The organism is Gandjariella thermophila (assembly GCF_005405885.1).
In the GTDB taxonomy this organism is placed as follows: Bacteria; Actinomycetota; Actinomycetes; order Mycobacteriales; family Pseudonocardiaceae; genus Gandjariella; species Gandjariella thermophila.
Genome location: NZ_BJFL01000019.1, coordinates 41587 through 57494, shown reverse-complemented (window position 1 = coordinate 57494; position 15908 = coordinate 41587). Strand labels below are relative to the sequence as shown.

Sequence of the window (15908 nt, the reverse complement as noted above, 5' to 3'; positions counted from 1 at the left end):
TACCGCAGAAGGCGCTGGAGCACCTAGGCTGATCTTGTGGTGGACGAGGCCGTGGTGACCGAGCACGTCGCGCGGATCGCGGCCTCGCTCGCGGCCAGGGCGAGCGAACTGACCAGCGTCATGGTCGGCGTCTACGAGAAGGATGTCCCCCGGCTGCTGCGGGACGACGAGCCGACGGTCGCCCTGCTCGCGTCCAGCGTGCAGCAGAACGTCGAGACCGCGCTGCAGATCTTCCAGCATGGCATCGACGTTTCGCAGGTGGAGGCGCCGGTGGCCGCGCTGCAGTACGCCCGCCGGCTCGCCCAGCGGGGCACGCCGCTGGTCGACCTGATCCGCGCCTACCACGTCGGCCAGACCGCCGTGCTGGACATGGCGCTGCAGGAGGCGGCCCGCCAGATCGACGATTCGGAGGTGCTCGGCGCGATGGCCCGCCGGGTGCTCACCGTGACCTACGCGTTCATCGACCGAGTGATCAACCAGGTGGTGACAGCGTACGAGCAGGAGCGGGACCGGTGGCTGTCGACCCGCAGCGCGATGCGGGCGGCGCGGGTGCGGGCGGTGCTGGAGGGCGACGCGGTGGACGTGGACGCCAGCGAGGCCGCTCTCGGGTACCGGCTGCGCGGCACGCATCTGGGCCTGGTCGCCTGGCGCGCCGAACCTCGGCGCGCCGAGGGATCGCTCACCGAGCTGGAGCGGTTGGCCGCCGCGGTCGCCGAGGCGGCGGGGGGTGCCGGGCGGCCGCTGTTCGTGCCGTGTGACGAGGCCAGCGCGTGGGTGTGGCTGCCGCTGGCCGAGCCGGTGCTGCCGGCGCGGGAGGTGTTCGAGCGGGCGGTGGCCGACACCGGCGGCGGCATCCGGGTCGCCGTGGGCGAACCCGGCCGGGAGCTGGCCGGGTTCCGCCGCACCCACCGGCAGGCGCTGCGGGTGCAGGCGCTCGGCCTGGCCGCCGGGCCGGAGTGCGACCCGGTGATGTGCTTCGCCGAGGTCGGGTCGGTGGCCCTGATGGTCTCCGACATCGACTCGGCGCGGGCGTGGGTGGCCGACACGCTCGGCGCGCTGGCCACCGACGACGCCCACCACGCCCGGTTGCGGGAGACGCTGCGGGTGTTCCTGGCCGAGGGCAGCAGCTACACCGCGGCGGCGGCACGGCTGGTGATGCACAAGAACTCGGTGCAGTACCGGGTGCGCAAGGCCGAGGAACTACTCGGCCGCGACATCGCCGCCAACCGGCTGGACGTGGAGTTGGCGCTCACGCTCTGCCGGTGGCTGGGCTCGGCGGTACTGTCCTCCCGCTGACGTCCGCCTGCCCGTCCGCCGGCATCCGGCGCTTTCGTTCTCCCGAACCAGCGGTTCCGGCCAGCCTTGGGCCGGCAGCACGAAGCGATGACCTTGCCCCGCCGCCTAGGGTTCGCGCCATGAGGCGGCGGGGCGACAACGACGTGGCGAGCCAGCTCAGACGCATCCCCAGGTGCCGTTAGCCGGCACCGTTATCCGGTCCAAGCCGACGAGCGGGGAAGATGGTGAGTGGTGTGTCGGAGCTGGGGGTTCAGGTGTCCGCCGCGCAGCCCGCGCCGGGCCCCGGTGCCGAGCAGGCGCTGATGGTGATGCGGCTGCGCCGTGGCGTGGTCGGGGAAAGCCGCAGGGTCTCGCATGTCGTTCCGGTCCCCGGCGACGGCGCGTGGCCGGAGAAGCTCACCGCGCTGTGCGGGGAACGGATCACCGGCCGCCAGGCCGAGGTACTCACCACCGCCACCGGCATGCCGTGCGTGCACTGCGTGAGCCGGCTGCCGATCTACGAAAGCATCTCTGCGTTGCCCGCCTAGAGCTGGCCTCCGGGGCCCCGACCTCACCGCGCCGGCTCCCACTCCCAACTCCCTTCGGCGCGCGGGTACGGCGTCCCGGCTCGGCGGCGGCGCAGAGCCCACCAGGGGCGGTCCTCCACGGGCCGCCCCTGCTGCCATCCTGGAACCGTGGCTACCTCGGTGGAACGTCTCAGATGACCGCGCCGGCCCCCGACGCGTTCGTGCGCGCCACCACCCGCCTGGACGCGCCGCCGTTCGTCCCGGAGATCCGGCTCCGGCTCGCCGAGGACATCGTGGCGCTGTGGGAGAAGCTGGAGGCCGACCTCGGGGTCTCCGGGCTGGCCCCGCCGTTCTGGGCGTTCGCCTGGGCCGGCGGCCAGGCGCTGGCCCGGTACCTGCTCGACCATCCCGACCTGGTCGCCGGCCGCAGCGTGTTCGACTTCGCCTCCGGCTCCGGACTGGTCGCGGTCGCCGCCATGCGGGCTGGCGCGGCGTCGGCGGTGGCCAACGAGATCGACCGATTCGCCGGCGCGGCCATCGCCCTCAACGCCGAGGCCAACGGCGTTCACCTCACCGCGAGCCTGGACGACGTGCTGGCCGACGCCGGCGCGACGGTGGACGCCGACCTGGTGCTGGCCGGCGACGTGTTCTACGACCGCGACATGGCCGAGCGGGTGCGCCCCTTCCTCAACCGGGCTCACACGCGAGGCGCTACGGTGCTTGTCGGTGATCCCGGCCGGCACTACCTCCCGCGGGCCGGATTGGAACGCCTGGCTGACTACGAGGTGCCCGTCCCGGTGGACCTCGAAGGCATGCGCACCAGGGCAACCACGGTCTGGCGGGTCACCGGCGATCTCCGCTGACGCTCAGGGCGTTTCCAGCGAGCGGTCCAGGGCGTCGGCGAGGCGGTACAGCGCCTCGCGCAGCTGGACCGCCTCGTTCTCGTCCAGGCCGGACGCCTCGAGCAGCCGGCAGGGCACCTGCTCGGCGCGCTCCCGCAGCGCCCCGCCCTTCGCGGTGAGCGTCACCAGCACGGACCGCTCGTCGTCGGCGCTGCGCTCCCGCCGGACCAGTCCGGCCGCCTCCAGCCGCTTGAGCAGCGGCGAGAGCGTGCCCGAGTCCAGTCGCAGTAGCTCGCCCATCCGCTTCACGGTCAGTTCGCCGTGCTCCCACAGGGCCATCAGCACGAGGTACTGCGGGTAGGTCAGGCCGAGATCGGCGAGGAGCCTGCGGTAGACGCCGCCGACGGCCCGGCTCGCCGTCTGGACGGCCAGGCACAGCTGGCTGTCCAGGTGGAGCAGGTCCGGGGCGGGTGTGCGGGTGGAGCGGGCTGACATGGCTCACAGTGTACAACTAAGTTGCGCACAATTTAGTTGTGCGCTATGGTTTGCGCTGTGTGGCCGGTAGCCGCCGGCCCGGAGGTAAGGAGCGAACCCCGCCATGGACGCCATCTACACCGCAGTCGCCACCGCCAACGGCCGGGAGGGCCGCGCCGTCAGCTCCGACGGTCAGATCGACCTCCGGCTCGCCTTCCCGCCCGCGCTCGGCGGCGACGGCAAGGGCACCAACCCGGAACAGCTCTTCGCGGCCGGTTACGCGGCCTGCTTCGCCAGCGCGCTCGGCATGGTGGGCCGGGAGGCGAAGATCGACACTCGGGACGCCTCGGTGACGGCCGAGGTCAGCATCGGCAAGGACGAAGGCGGGTTCGGTCTCGCCGTGGTGCTGCACGTCGAGCTGCCCGAACACCTGCACGGCGAGCAGGGGCGCGACCTGGTCGAGAAGGCGCACGCCGCCTGCCCGTACTCCCGGGCCACGCGCGGCAACATCCCGGTCGACCTGGTGGTGGAGTGACCGACACCTGATCGCCCGAGCGGCGGGCGGGGCGCACGCCACGCCCCCCGCTCGGTTCGGCGCCTCCCCTCTCTCGTCCGCCTCGGCCGCTTACAGTGAGTGCATGACCTCCGCAGCGGCCAACCCGTTCGTCGCTTTGGTTACTGGAGAACGCGGAGACGCCGCCGATCACCACGCGCGACGAGTTTGTCGGCCACTTCGTCAGATGGGCGCGGGAGAACGCGTCCACCCACCGTTGCCTGGTCCTCGTGCGGGGCGGTGCGGTGATCGGCATGGCCTGGCTGGCGATCGTGCGGCGGGTACCGACGCCGCGCAAACCGGACCGGGCGTCGGGCGACGTGCAGTGCGTGTACATCGTGCCGCACGAGCGGAACGCCGGTCTGGGCAGCGGGCTCATCGACGCGGTGCTGGACCTCGCGCGCTCCCTGCGGCTGGAGCGGGTGACGGTGCACTCCGGTACCCGGGCGATTCCGGTGTACACCCGCCGTGGTTTCGCGGGTTCGCCGCGGCTGCTGCAGGTCAGAGATCCGTAGCGCGCGGGTGGCGGGGCTGGTACATGCCGACCTCACCGCCGCCCGGCAGGCGGAACCGGGTCAGCAGGCCCCAGCCGGCGTCGGTGACGGGCTGGGTGAACTCGACGCCCTTCGCGGTCAGGTCCCGCACGGTCGCGTCCACGTCGTCGCACATGAAGTAGAACTCGTGTGTGCCCGACGCCTCCGCCGGGTGGACGGCGATCTCGGCTGGCGGTAGCTGGAAGATCAGCCAGCCGTGGCCGGCGTCGACGTGCGGGTAGCCCAGCACGTCCCGGAAGAAGGCCCGGTCCGCGCCAGCGTCGCTGCTGTAGATGATGACGTGTCCACCATTGATCATGCGGCGAGCGTACTGGCCTGCACCGACAGAACGCGCCCACCGCTACGGCACCGGGACGCCGTGGATCGTGACCGGGCCGCGGGTGGGGTCGAGTTCGGCGGCCTGGTCGACGCCGGCGGGGGTGAGTACGTCCACGGCCCTGGGCACGCCGGCCGGGTCGGCTGAGCAGACCGGCGCGGTGCCGCCGGGCGGGCAGACGCCGAAGAGATACGGCTGCGCGGTGGGCGCGAAGCCGCGCGCCTCGCCGGCGCGGTACCCGTCCTGGCCGTGCAGCACCACGGTGAACGACCAGCCCTGTCCGGGGGTGCCGAACCGGGCCGTGGGCACCGCGATGGTGATGGTGCGGTCGGTGGTGGAGGCGACGACGCCGGCGGTGCCGCGCACCCCACCGCCGGCGTCGACCCAGACGGGGTCGGCGAAGCCCTGCACCTCCAACCGTTGGCTCCAGGCGTCGCCGGAGGCGATCGTGTAGTCGCGGGACGGGAAGGCGGCCGCGGTCGAGGTGGCGGCGGCTCCCGGGATGTGCACGTAGACGTCGAGGAGTTGGGCGCCCATGGTGTTGCCGAAGGTCGGCACGAGCGCGCGCAGCGTGGTGCGCAGGTAGACGGTCGTCCCGGCGTTGACCACCTGGAAGCGGGTGATGTCGAACGAGCCGGCGGCGAAGTCGCTGGCGGTGGGGTACTGGTACGTACCAGGACCGTTGTCGTCGCCGCTCGGGTCGGCCGCGTCCAGCACGGTGGTCCCGGCCACCGCGTTGCCAACCACGCTGGTCTGCGCGTATCCCGTCCCGTCGGCGGTGGTGGCCGTCGCGGTGACCACGTTGCTGCCGAACCCGATGGGCACGGTGACGGCGAACCGCCCGTCGCGGCCGGCCGTGGTGGACGCCGTGCCGGCCGGATCGCCCGTGGTGGTGTCGGCGGCGCCCACCACCACGTGGGCACCGGCCGGGGCCGTGCCGGTGACCGAGCCGTCGGCCGACGCGGACACCGTGACCCCGAGGGCGACCGGCGCGGCGTGGTCGACGTAGCGGGCGGTGGTGGCGTCCGGGCGTTCCAGCGTCCGGCCGGCATCCAGGTCGACGATCAGCCGCAGTTCCTGGGCCTGGGCCCAGGTCAGCGGGGACGCCGAGCCGGCCGCCTTGCCGGTGGTGAACCCGATGGAAGCGGTGGTCGGGTCGCTGCCGTACGCCGACGGCGGCAGGTCCGGGTCCTCCCACGCCTGCTCGGGCACCAGGCCGACGCCGGAGGAGAACCGCGTCATCGCGGCCAGCAGCGCGCCCGCGGTCGCGGTGTCCCCGGCGGCGAGCGCCGTCTCCGCGCGTTCGCCGGAGAGCACCGGCCACAGGTGTCCGGTGCCGACGTTGCCCGGCGGCCACGGCGCGCCCGGCACCCGGCAGGAGGTCTGGCTCGGCTGGTAGCAGTCGCCGTAGCCGTCCGCGCTGCCCGCCGACGCCGAGGTGCCGTAGCGGTAGTAGCCGGTGCCGCTGGGCGTGTGCACGCCGATCTGTCGGTCCAACACGGTCAGCGAGGCGCGCACGTCCGGGTCGTCGGCGGGCAGTTCGCCGAGCCGCACCAGTTCCTGGAAGCCGCCGTCCACCACCGCGCGCTGGTCCACCGTCGGGCCGCCGTTGCCGAGGTTGTAGCTGATCGCCGCGTTCGGGTCGCCGGTCTTGGACAGCCGGGTGAAGTACCGCGGCGCGTACGGGCCGGTGGTGGTCACCGTCCACGCCTTGACGCTGCGCTGGAAGTGGTCCGCGGTCGCCTGGTAGAGCGCGGCGCGGTCGGTGTCGCCGTGCCGCGTGGCGATCCGCGCGGCCGAGGTCAGCCCGGCGATCTCCGCGGCGATGGTGGACGGCGAGTAGCCGGACTGTTCCTCCCACCGCTCCACGCCGTCCGACGGCCCGTGCGCGACCAGGAAGTCGGCGGCGCGGCGGATATGGTCCGTCCACAGTGCACCGTCTCCACCGAGGCCGGCCTGGTCGGCCATGAGGATCGGGTACGCCGTCTCGTCGAGCTGCCGGCCGCCGGTGTCCGGCGCGGTCTTGCCGTTGGGCAGCGAGTTGCGCGGCATCTCGCCGTCCGGCAGTTGCTGCCGGCCGAACAGGAAGCGCACGGTGTCCCGCGCGGTGGCCAGGTCACCGTCGACCAGCAGCCCGGTGAACGTCTCGTACAGGTCGCGGGCGAAGGTCTCCCGGTACGACCCGAAGTACACCGGTTTGCCGCCGACCAGCGCGCCCGCGCTGACCGCCTGACCCCAGGGGCTCGCCAGGGACGCGGCGATCGCGCCGGGGAACGTCTTGTCCTCGCTGGCCTTCAGCACGTTGGCGGAGGTGTAGTAGGCGTCGCGCCACGCGGCCGGCGGGCGGCGCAGCGTGGCGTCGTAGTCCCGCCAGCCGCGCTGGTAGTCCGCCTGCACGGCGTCGAACGGCCGGGACAGCGACGCGCCCGCGGTGGCCACCGCGTCGGCGCCGGTGCGGCCGAAGCCGAGTGCGAGCGTCACGTCCTGGCCGGCGCGCGGGGTGACGTCCTGCACCGCGACGACGTGCCCGTTCGGGGCGGAGGCGTACGTGGCGCCGAGGGTGTGCGTGGCGTCCAGCGCGGTGAGCCCGTCGCTGGCGGTGCCGGCGTAGCCGACGCTCGCCGAGCCGGTGGCCGCGGTGGAGCGCAGCGCCGCGAAGGTGGGCACCGCGTAGTCACGGTTGGCCGCCTGGCTGACCGTGGCGGTGTCGGACACCACCGGTACCGCGGCACCGTCCACTGTGGTCACCGTGCCGGTGTCCGCGCCGCCGTTGTCCGGCCCGCCACCGCCGTTGCCGTTGACGTGCGCGTCCAGCCGCGCGTACAGCCGCAGCCCGGGCGCCCCGGCCACCAGCCGGGTGCGCATCAGCACGGTGTCCCGTGCCGGGTCGGTGAGGTACGTGGTGACCAACTGGTAGTGGTGCCGGGTGCTGGTCGCGGTGACCGTGCAGGACATCCCGGTCGGGTCCGCGGCGACGGTGTAGGTCAGGTCGCGGGTCTGCAGGTCGGTGAAGGTCGAGCCGTCGGTGACCACGTACTGCAGCGTTCCGACGTTGGTGTTGTCGACGGTCGGTTCGTACACGTCGGAGAGCACGCCGCCGGCCACCGTGAACCAGACCTTCGACGCGGTGCCGGTGGCCGTGCCCACGCAGTCCTTGCGCCCGAGGTCGAAAAAGGACGGTGCGCCGGGGCCGCCCGGTGCCTGGCCGCCGTTCGCCGCCGCGCCAGCCGCGCAGGACAGCAGCAGGGCGATCACCGTCCCTGTGCCGATGCCGATCCGCCGAGTCACGCCGCTCGATCTCATCGCCGCCGCCTTTCGCTGCACCCGTCGCTGGGCGAGCGGATATGTTGTGGCGCACAACGAACCACTGTCAAGACCTCACCGGAAGCAAGACCTGATCGGCGGACATTTCCCTGCGACGAACGGGGGCGCCGGCGGACACCGGCGCCCCCGTTCAGGTCGAGACCGCTCAGCCGGCGACCTTGTCCACGAACTCGGTGGTGTAGGTCTTCGACAGATCGATCCTGTCCTTCTTCGGCTTCACCTTCGGGGAGAACTGGGCCAGCACGTTGAGCACGTTCTTCGCCCCGTCGGCGTCCATCTTGCCGTCGGCGTTGAACATGGCCTTGGTGTCGTTGATGGCCTTGACGTACAGATCCTTGTTGCCGCCCGCGTAGTCGGCGGGCATCTTGTCCGCGATCTCCTGCGCGGAGTGCGTATTGATGTACTTCAGCGTCTTGACCAGCGCGTTGACCAGCTTCTGCACGGTCTGCTTGTGCTGGGCGACGAAGTCACAGTTCATGTACAGCGAGCTGGACGGGTACAGGCCGCCCAGCGCCGCCCGGGTGCCGTCCACGGTCCGCATGTCCAGCATGATCTTCGCCTGGCCGGAGTTGATGAGCTGGGCGACCGTCGGGTCGGTGGTCATCCCCGCGTCGATCTGGCCGTTGTTGAGCGCGGAGATGAACGTGGTTCCGGCGCCCGCCTTGACCCCGGTGTAGTCCGCGGTGGACACGCCCGCCTTGGTGGCCAGGTACTGGGTGAGGAAGTCGGTGGACGACCCGGGGCTGGTGAAGCCGAGCTTCTTGCCCTTGAAGTCGGCCGGGCTCCTGATCGCGTCCGCCTGCCGCGTGCCGACCACCTCCACCTCGCCGGGCACGTCGGCCATCTGCACCACGCTCTGGATGCACTTGTCCTGGGTCTGCAGGTCGATGGTGTGGTCGTAGAACCCGACCACGCCCTGCACATCGCCGGAGATCAGCGAGTTCTCCGCGGTGGCCCCGGCCGGCTCGGTCTTCAGCGAGACGTTGAGCCCCTCGTCCTTGAAGTAGCCGAGTTGCTGGGTGAGCATGGCCGGCAGGTAGATCACCTTGTCGATGCCGCCGACCATGATGGTGACGTTGCCGTTGTCGGCGGCGGCGCCGCCGCGGGAGTCGCGGCAGGCGGTGACGCTGATCGCGGCGAGGGCGGCCAGCCCGATGGCGGCGATGGCGCGGATCTTCATGGATATCGCTCCAAAAGGGTGGGGAACTCAGATCTGGGCTTCGGCGCCGGCGGCCGGCGGGCGCCACTTGAGCAGCCGGCCCTCCAGGGCGGTCAGCAGCCACTCGGCGAGCAGGGCGATCACCGTGATCACGATCATGCCGGCGTAGATGCCGGCTGCGTCGAACGTGCCCTGCGCGTGGTTGATCAGCAGGCCGAGGCCCTTGTCGGCGCCGGTGAACTCACCGACCACGGCACCGATCAGGGCGAAGCCGAACGCGGAGTGCAGCGAGGCGAGGATCCACGAGGTGGCGCTGGGCACCACGATGGTCCACAGCACCTGCGCCTGGCTGGCGCCAAGGATCCGCGCGTTGTTCACCAGGTTACGGTCCACCTCGCGGGCGCCCTGGAAGGCGTTGAAGAACACCGCGAAGAACACCAGCACGAACGCCGTGGCGATCTTCGACGACATCTCCAGGCCAAACCAGATGACGAACAGCGAGGCGAGCACGATGCGCGGGATCGCGTTGGCGGCCTTGATGAACGGCGCGCAGATGTCGGAGAGCAGCCGGCTGCGGCCGAGCAGGATGCCGAGCACGACGCCGGCCACCGCGCCGAGCACGAAACCGCCGACGGCCTCCTGCATGGTGACCGAGATCTGCTCCCAGATCGATCCCTGGCTGGTGCCCACGGTGAACCAGTCGACGAGCTTGCTCCACACCGCGGACGGCTTGGAGTAGTAGAACGGGTCGATCCAGTAGGTGGCGGCGGCCTCCCAGCTACCCAGCCAGGCCACCACGAGGGCGACCCGGATCGCCCACACCCGGATCCTCCTGCGGCGGTGCGCGGTGGCGGCGCTGGTCAGCGCCTGGCGGTCGGGTTTGCCCAGCGCGGCCTTGGCGGTGGCCGGCGACAGCTCGCCGGACAGACCGGAGTTCCACACGGACGGCATGGCGGCGCGCTCCTTCTGGTCAGGCGGCACGGCTGGCGTTCCCCTTCCTGGCCTTCTCGACCTCTTCCCGCAGCGACTCCCAGATCTCCCGGTAGATCTCCAGGAACTCGGTGGACAGCCGCAGTTCCTCCACGTCGCGCGGGCGGGACAGCGGCACCGGGAAGGAACCCTTGATCGTTGCCGGGCTGGCGGTCATCACGATCACCCGGTCGGCCAGTGCGATGGCCTCCTCCAGGTCGTGCGTGACGAACACGACCGCGGCGCCGGTGCCCGACCACAGCCGCAGCAACTCGTCCTGCATCAGCGCGCGGGTCTGCACGTCCAGCGCGCTGAACGGCTCGTCCATCAGCAGGATGGACGGCTCGTTGACCAGGGTCTGGGCCAGCGCGACGCGCTTGCGCATGCCGCCGGAGAGCTGGTGCGGGTAGTAACCCTCGAAGCCGGCCAGCCCGACCCGCTCCACCCACGTCCTGGCCTTCGCCCGGGCCGCGGCGCGGGACTCGCCCCGGTAGCGCGGGCCGGCGGCCACGTTGTCCAGCACCGACCGCCAGGGCAGCACGGCGTCGTTCTGGAACATGTAGCCCACCCCGTCCGGGATGCCGCGCACCGGCGACCCGGCGACGAGGACCTCGCCCTCCGAGGGCGGTTCCAACCCGGAGACGAGGGACAGCGTGGTCGACTTGCCGCAGCCGGTCGGGCCGACCACGGCGACAAACTCGTTGGCGGCGACCGTCATGGTCAGGTCGTGCACCGCCGTGTGGATTCCGCCCGAGGTGCTCCGGAAGCGCTTCGTCGCGCCCCGAAGCTCGATGACGTCGTCGGCCATTCGTCAGGCTCCTACCGTTCGCTTCCGCCGTTGGTGCTGGCGGAGGACGGTAAGTGGTCCGGCTCACCCCGCGAACCCTTGTCAAACTTCTTCGCCCATCGCACGTTCTCGGCGTTCTGCTCGTTTTGCTCGCGGGGTACCGTTGCCAGCCATGGCGCGCCGCCCCATGCCCTTCCTCCGGCAGGTGCTGGCCCTGCAGATCGGCCTGCTGGTGCTGGTCGTCGGGGTGGGGTTCGCGCTGGTCGGGTGGCTGCTGGACACCACGCTGGACCACCAGTACGAGCAGCGGGCGCTCGCCGTCGCGCGCAGCGTGGCCTCGGACGACACCCTCGGCGAGGCCGTCGAGCGGGACGATCCGGAGCACGTGGTGCAGGCCAAGGCGGAGCGGGCCCGGCTGGCCACCGGCGCGCTGTTCGTCGTGGTCACCGACGAGAACGGGCTGCGGCTGGCCCACCCCAACCCGGACGAGCTGGGCAAGCGGGTCAGCACCGACCCGAGCGGTCCGCTGTCCGGGCGGGAGGTGGTCAACGTCGAGCGCGGCACCCTGGGCCTGTCCGCCCGGGGCAAGGTGCCGCTGCGCGACCGCGCGGACCGGATCGTCGGCGAGGTCAGCGTCGGCTTCGACGCGGACGAGATCGACGCCGCCCTGCTGCTACTGCTCGGCATCGCGGGCGCGTTCGCCGGCGGTGCGCTGCTGCTCGGCGTCGCCGGGTCGACGCTGCTGATCCGGCTGCTCAAGCGGCGCACCCTGGGCCTGGAGCCGCACGACCTGGCAGAGCTGATGCGGGAGCGGGAGGCGGTGCTGCACGGCATCGGCGAGGGGGTGCTCGCGGTGGACGCGACCGGCCACGTGTCGATGTGCAACCGCGAGGCCGCCCGGCTGCTCGGCGTGGCGGTGCCGGCCGGCGCGCACGTCGACACGCTGGACCTGCCGCCGCGGCTGCGGGCCGCGCTGGCCGGCGACGGCGAGGCGGACAACCTGATCGCGGTAGCCGGTGACCGGGTGCTGGTGGCCAACCAGCGGGTGGTCCGGCGGGACGGCACCGACCTGGGCCGGGTGCTCACCCTGCGGGACCGCACCGACCTGGAGACGCTGACCAGGGAGTTGGACTCGGTGCGCGGGCTGACCGATGCGCTGCGCGCCCAGCGGCACGAGTTCGCCAACCGGCTGCACACGCTGTCCGGCCTGCTGCAGACCAACCACACCCGGGAGGCGGTGGAGTACCTGCAGGCGCTGTCCGACGGTCCGGTCGCCGCGCTCGGCACGGGCGCGGAGGCGATCCGCGACCCGTACCTGCACGCGTTCCTGTCCGCGAAGACCGCGCGGGCGCAGGAGAAGGCGGTGACCCTTCGGGTCGGCGAGACCAGTTGGGTGCCGGGCAAGGTGGTGGCGCCGGTGGAGGTGACCACGGTGCTGGGCAACCTGGTGGACAACGCGATCGAGGCCGCGCGGCTGGGCGGCCGCCGCCCCGCCGGGGTCGAGGTGGACCTGCTCGCCGACGGCCGGACTCTGCATGTGTCCGTCGTGGACACCGGCGACGGGGTGCCGAATCGCCTGCGCGACGCGGTTTTCGCCGAGGGAGTGTCCACGCGCGACGGTGAGTCGCGCGGGCTGGGGCTGGCGCTGGCCCGGCAGGCGGCGCGCAGCCTGGGCGGTGACGTGGAGCTGGCCGACCCGGGCGGCGCGGACCACGGCGCGGTGTTCGTCGCCCGCCTGCCACAGGTGCTCGCGGAGACCGCGAGCGACCCGGCGGAGGGCGGCCACGAGGCGGCGGAGGGCGCGGGCGACGCGGCGGAGGTGGGGTCGTGATCCGCGTGCTGGTGGTGGAGGACGACTTCCGGGTGGCCCAGGTGCACGCGGCGTTCGCCGAGCGGGTACCCGGGTTCACCGTGGTCGGCACCGCGAGCACCGCCGAGGAGGCGCGCGGGAAGATCCGCGACCGGGAACCCGATCTGGTCCTGCTCGACCACTACCTGCCGGACTCCTCCGGGCTCGCCCTGCTGGCCGAGCTGACCGTGGACACCATCATGCTCACCGCCGCGTCCGACGCGGCGTCGGTGCGCGCCGCGTTCGCCGCCGGCGCGCTCAACTACCTGGTCAAGCCGTTCACCGCGGAGCAGTTGGGGGAGCGGCTTTCCGCGTACGCGCGCTACCGCAGGCACCTGTCCTCGCTGGGCCGCTCGGTGACCCAGGAGGAGATCGACCGCGCGCTGCGGCTGCTGCACGAGGGCAACCGGCCGCCGGCGCCGAAGGGCCAGTCCCCGGTCACCGCCAGGCTGGTCGCGGACGCGCTCAAGGCGGCGGAGGGTCCCTGCTCGGCCGCGGAGATCGCCGCCAGGCTCGGCATCGCCCGGGCCACCGCGCAGCGCTACCTCGCCGGCCTGGCCCAGGAGGGCCGGGCCACGATGACCCTGCGCTACGGCGCCACCGGCCGGCCCGAGCACCGCTACCAGTGGGCGGCGGGCGCCTAGGGCGAGGTGCTCGCCCGGGCGGCGGCCACGTCCAGCGCCTCGCGCACCGCGGACAGGTGGGCCGGCCGCCAGGACACCCGCTCCGGCGGCACCGTCCAGCGCACCGGGCCGCCGCGGGTGCGACTCGGCGGCGCGAGCGCCCAGCCGCCCTCACCCCGCACCCGGAACCCGGCCGCGGCCAGGTCGTCGTCCAGCCGCAGCCCGCGGGCCACCCAGAACAGCCGGCGGCCGCGTTCGGGGTACACCGCGGCGGGGCCGGCCGACCCGCCGGTGGCCAGCAACGTCTGCACCCGCTCGCCCCACGGCTCCGGTACCTCGAGCACGTCGAAGCGCGCCCCGGTGAGCACGGCGACGCCGAACTCGCACAGCCGGTACCAGCTGCGCACCGTGGCCGGGTCGGTGGTGGCCCGCTCCCGCCACGCCCGCCACACCGGGTGCGGACCGTCCTCCGCGCAGTCGGCGCGCACGCACACGTACCGGCGGCCGTTGTAGTAGGTGGCCGGCACGACCGGCCACCCGTGCCCGACGTAGTCCAGCACCGACCGCCGCAGCTCCCACCGGCGGTACCAGCCTGACAGCAGCCCCACCCGATCACCCCAGTTCGTCGGTAGCACCGGTGGACGCCAAGATCACCATCACCGCACCGAGGCGCTACCGTGTCCACGGTAAGGCTTGCCCGCAAGCCGGCGAGTCCAGTTCATCGGAAGTGGACGACTTTCGTGACCGGTCAACGGATCAGCGAGACGCAGCTCGCGCGGTTGCTGGACGGCTGGTGCACCGGCTCCCGGGAGCCGCTGCACCGCCAACTCGCCATGGCGCTCACCGCGCTGATCGGCGCGGGTGACCTGCCGCCCGGCGCGCTGCTGCCGTCCGAGCGCGTGCTGGCCCGCGCGCTGGCGGTGAGCCGCGGAACGCTGGTCAGTGCGTACACCACGCTGCGCGCTGGAGGTGTTCCGGGAGCGCGGGGTGCGGCTGCGCACCGCGCCGCACCGCGCGGACGGGGTGGACGTGGAGATGCTGCTGCGGCTGGTCCGCGCCCGCCGGCCACGGCTGGTGTACCTGCTGCCGGCCGTGCACACCCCGGTCGGCGTGCAACTGCCGCCCTCGGCCGGGCGGGCGGTCGCCGACGCGATGGTCGACACGGGCGGCGTGCTGCTCACCCCGGGCCCGGTGTTCTCCGCGACCGAAGGCCAGCGGGACCGGCTGCGGCTGCCCTTCGCGGCCCAGGAGGCGGTGCACACCGGCGTCGAGCGGCTGGCCGCGCTGTGGCGGCGCCGTGGGTGGTAGCCGGGCGGTACCGAGATCCCTACAGTTGCCGGTTGAGGTGTTCCGAGAGCGGCGTGGCTGGAGGTGGCCTTCGGTGGAACGCACGCGTGCCGGCCGGGACAGCCTCGCGCGGCGGTGGGAGCGGTTCGTCGCCACCAATGGTCACCCCCTGGACGGCCTGCGGCCCGAGGTTGCCGGGAGCTGGGGCCGCTCGCTGCGCGAGGGAGCGCACCGCCGCACCGAGGCGCCCGCCGACGATCCCTCGCCGGAGTGGCGGCACAGCCCGCTCGGCAGGGCGGTGACCGCACTGCGCGACGAGCTGCACCGGGTCGCCGACGACGGCCAGGTCATCGTCGCGGTCACCGACCAGGACACCCGCATCATGTGGACGGCGAGCAGCGTGACCATGCGCCGCAGGGCGGAGCGGCTGAACTTCGCCCCGGGCGGCCGCTGGGACGAGGCCAGCATCGGCACCAACGCCCTGGACCTCGCTTGGCGCACCCGGGGGCCGGCCACCGTGTGGTCCGCCGAGCACTTCAACCCCAACGTGCAGGACTGGGTGTGCTACGCCGTCCCGGTGCCCGACCCGCACACCGGGGAGCAGCTCGGCGTGCTCGACCTGTCCACCACCTGGGACCGGGACCAGTCGCTCGGCCTGCCCACCGCCCGGGCGCTCGGCCGGCTGCTGGCCAGCGCGGTGGCGGCCACCCCGCGCGAGCCCCAACCGCCCGAGGCGCCGCTTTCCGTCCGGCTGCTCGGCCGCCCCGAGGTGCGCATCGGCGAGCGGCGGATCGCGCTCACCCCGCGGCAGGCGGAGATCGTCGCGCTGCTCGCCCTGGCGCCCGACGGGTTGACCGCCGGCGAGCTGCACGCCCGGGTGTACGGGGACGCCACGGTCAGCCGGGCGACGCTCAAGGCGGAGGTGTCCCATCTGCGGCGGCTGCTCGGCCGGCGCATCGCGTCCCGGCCGTACCGGCTGCTCGGCGAGGTGCGCTGCGACGTCACCGAACTGCTCGACGCGGTGCGGCGCGGCGACGTGCGCGGCGCCGCCGCCCGGTACACCGGCGCGCTGCTGCCCGGCACCGAGTCCCCGGAACTGGCGCAGTGGGCCGAGTTCGTCACCGTCTCGGTGCGCGAGGGCCTGCTCCGCCGGCCCGACCCGGACGCCGCGCTGCGCTGGTCCGAGGAACATCCCGAGGACACCGGCGTGCTGCTCGCCGCGCTGCGCACGCTGCCCGAGCACGATCCGAGGGCCGCGCTGCTGCGTGCCCGCCTGGCCGCCGCGGACGCCTGAGGGCGAACCAACCTTTCACCAACCCTCCGGTTCCTAGCGTGACGCGCACCACGCCCGCGAGGAGGCGGGCGGAGG

At 73.0% G+C, this 15908-nt stretch carries 17 protein-coding genes; 9 read left to right on the top strand and 8 right to left on the bottom strand.

Translation table 11 applies throughout. The features are described 5' to 3' along the window. Window positions 1–36 precede the first annotated feature (36 nt). From FFT21_RS17700 to FFT21_RS17690, 3 genes are all read left to right on the top strand, one after another. Window positions 37–1296, top strand: coding sequence for a PucR family transcriptional regulator (locus tag FFT21_RS17700; RefSeq protein WP_137814997.1), 1260 nt, complete (start codon window positions 37–39; stop codon window positions 1294–1296). Between the two features lie 233 nt (window positions 1297–1529). Next, on the top strand, window positions 1530–1823 hold the full coding sequence (locus tag FFT21_RS17695) for a hypothetical protein (RefSeq protein ID WP_225978509.1): 294 nt from the start codon (window positions 1530–1532) through the stop codon (window positions 1821–1823). A 173-nt stretch (window positions 1824–1996) separates the two neighbouring features. Then, on the top strand, window positions 1997–2665 hold the full coding sequence (locus FFT21_RS17690; protein ID WP_137814996.1) for a class I SAM-dependent methyltransferase: 669 nt from the start codon (window positions 1997–1999) through the stop codon (window positions 2663–2665). A 3-nt stretch (window positions 2666–2668) separates the two neighbouring features. On the opposite strand, the gene FFT21_RS17685 is transcribed toward FFT21_RS17690, so the two are convergent. Beyond that, window positions 2669–3139 carry a MarR family winged helix-turn-helix transcriptional regulator gene (locus FFT21_RS17685; protein ID WP_137814995.1) on the bottom strand — a complete coding sequence of 157 codons (471 nt, stop codon included), beginning with the start codon at window positions 3137–3139 and terminating at the stop codon, window positions 2669–2671. A 103-nt stretch (window positions 3140–3242) separates the two neighbouring features. Between FFT21_RS17685 and FFT21_RS17680 the strand changes: the two genes are divergently transcribed. Further along, the gene (locus tag FFT21_RS17680; RefSeq protein ID WP_137814994.1) at window positions 3243–3653 is read left to right on the top strand and encodes an organic hydroperoxide resistance protein; all 411 of its coding nucleotides are present in this window, start codon (window positions 3243–3245) and stop codon (window positions 3651–3653) included. A 143-nt stretch (window positions 3654–3796) separates the two neighbouring features. After that, window positions 3797–4186 carry a GNAT family N-acetyltransferase gene (locus tag FFT21_RS17675; RefSeq protein WP_137814993.1) on the top strand — a complete coding sequence of 130 codons (390 nt, stop codon included), beginning with the start codon at window positions 3797–3799 and terminating at the stop codon, window positions 4184–4186. Here the strand turns inward: FFT21_RS17675 and FFT21_RS17670 are convergent. From FFT21_RS17670 to FFT21_RS17650, 5 genes are all read right to left on the bottom strand, one after another. Further along, window positions 4173–4523 carry a VOC family protein gene (locus tag FFT21_RS17670; RefSeq protein WP_137814992.1) on the bottom strand — a complete coding sequence of 117 codons (351 nt, stop codon included), beginning with the start codon at window positions 4521–4523 and terminating at the stop codon, window positions 4173–4175. The two genes, FFT21_RS17675 and FFT21_RS17670, sit on opposite strands and share 14 nt — an antisense overlap. 42 nt (window positions 4524–4565) lie before the next feature. Continuing rightward, window positions 4566–7844: a glucodextranase DOMON-like domain-containing protein gene (locus FFT21_RS17665; RefSeq protein ID WP_137814991.1), complete on the bottom strand. Its 3279-nt coding sequence runs from the start codon at window positions 7842–7844 to the stop codon at window positions 4566–4568. A gap of 166 nt (window positions 7845–8010) precedes the next feature. After that, on the bottom strand, window positions 8011–9045 hold the full coding sequence (locus tag FFT21_RS17660) for an ABC transporter substrate-binding protein (RefSeq protein WP_137814990.1): 1035 nt from the start codon (window positions 9043–9045) through the stop codon (window positions 8011–8013). Window positions 9046–9072: 27 nt separating this feature from the next. Next, on the bottom strand, window positions 9073–9975 hold the full coding sequence (locus FFT21_RS17655; RefSeq protein WP_137814989.1) for an ABC transporter permease: 903 nt from the start codon (window positions 9973–9975) through the stop codon (window positions 9073–9075). Between the two features lie 19 nt (window positions 9976–9994). Continuing rightward, a complete protein-coding gene (locus tag FFT21_RS17650) occupies window positions 9995–10801 on the bottom strand; it encodes an ABC transporter ATP-binding protein (RefSeq protein ID WP_137814988.1) in 807 nt (268 codons plus the stop codon). Between the two features lie 151 nt (window positions 10802–10952). Here FFT21_RS17650 and FFT21_RS30320 point away from each other — a divergent pair, with 151 nt between their 5' ends. Together FFT21_RS30320 and FFT21_RS17640 are read left to right on the top strand one after the other, a co-directional pair. Further along, window positions 10953–12611, top strand: a complete 1659-nt coding sequence (locus tag FFT21_RS30320; protein ID WP_264081650.1) for a sensor histidine kinase — start codon at window positions 10953–10955, stop codon at window positions 12609–12611. Next, the gene (locus tag FFT21_RS17640; RefSeq protein WP_137814987.1) at window positions 12608–13273 is read left to right on the top strand and encodes a response regulator; all 666 of its coding nucleotides are present in this window, start codon (window positions 12608–12610) and stop codon (window positions 13271–13273) included. Before FFT21_RS30320 ends, FFT21_RS17640 begins: the two co-directional genes overlap by 4 nt. Here FFT21_RS17640 and FFT21_RS17635 read toward each other — a convergent pair. Next, window positions 13270–13860: a bifunctional DNA primase/polymerase gene (locus FFT21_RS17635; protein ID WP_192909602.1), complete on the bottom strand. Its 591-nt coding sequence runs from the start codon at window positions 13858–13860 to the stop codon at window positions 13270–13272. The two genes, FFT21_RS17640 and FFT21_RS17635, sit on opposite strands and share 4 nt — an antisense overlap. Before the next feature lie 140 nt (window positions 13861–14000). Continuing rightward, window positions 14001–14207 carry a hypothetical protein gene (locus FFT21_RS30940; RefSeq protein ID WP_264081649.1) on the bottom strand — a complete coding sequence of 69 codons (207 nt, stop codon included), beginning with the start codon at window positions 14205–14207 and terminating at the stop codon, window positions 14001–14003. On the opposite strand from FFT21_RS30940, the gene FFT21_RS17625 reads away from it, so the two are divergent. Beyond that, window positions 14195–14560, top strand: a complete 366-nt coding sequence (locus FFT21_RS17625; protein ID WP_137814985.1) for a hypothetical protein — start codon at window positions 14195–14197, stop codon at window positions 14558–14560. The two genes, FFT21_RS30940 and FFT21_RS17625, sit on opposite strands and share 13 nt — an antisense overlap. Window positions 14561–14633: 73 nt before the next feature. After that, window positions 14634–15833, top strand: coding sequence for a transcriptional regulator (locus FFT21_RS17620; protein ID WP_137814984.1), 1200 nt, complete (start codon window positions 14634–14636; stop codon window positions 15831–15833). Window positions 15834–15908 lie beyond the last annotated feature (75 nt).

What these genes read in the sequence shown, in the direction of transcription:
- FFT21_RS17665 (WP_137814991.1), bottom strand. Translation starts at nt 7,844, where the DNA reads ATGAGATCGAGCGGCGTGACTCGGCGGATCGGCATCGGCACAGGGACG.
- FFT21_RS17680 (WP_137814994.1), top strand. Translation starts at nt 3,243, where the DNA reads ATGGACGCCATCTACACCGCAGTCGCCACCGCCAACGGCCGGGAGGGC.
- FFT21_RS30320 (WP_264081650.1), top strand. Translation starts at nt 10,953, where the DNA reads ATGGCGCGCCGCCCCATGCCCTTCCTCCGGCAGGTGCTGGCCCTGCAG.
- FFT21_RS17685 (WP_137814995.1), bottom strand. Translation starts at nt 3,139, where the DNA reads ATGTCAGCCCGCTCCACCCGCACACCCGCCCCGGACCTGCTCCACCTG.
- FFT21_RS17660 (WP_137814990.1), bottom strand. Translation starts at nt 9,045, where the DNA reads ATGAAGATCCGCGCCATCGCCGCCATCGGGCTGGCCGCCCTCGCCGCG.
- FFT21_RS17690 (WP_137814996.1), top strand. Translation starts at nt 1,997, where the DNA reads ATGACCGCGCCGGCCCCCGACGCGTTCGTGCGCGCCACCACCCGCCTG.
- FFT21_RS17650 (WP_137814988.1), bottom strand. Translation starts at nt 10,801, where the DNA reads ATGGCCGACGACGTCATCGAGCTTCGGGGCGCGACGAAGCGCTTCCGG.
- FFT21_RS17670 (WP_137814992.1), bottom strand. Translation starts at nt 4,523, where the DNA reads ATGATCAATGGTGGACACGTCATCATCTACAGCAGCGACGCTGGCGCG.
- FFT21_RS17655 (WP_137814989.1), bottom strand. Translation starts at nt 9,975, where the DNA reads ATGCCGTCCGTGTGGAACTCCGGTCTGTCCGGCGAGCTGTCGCCGGCC.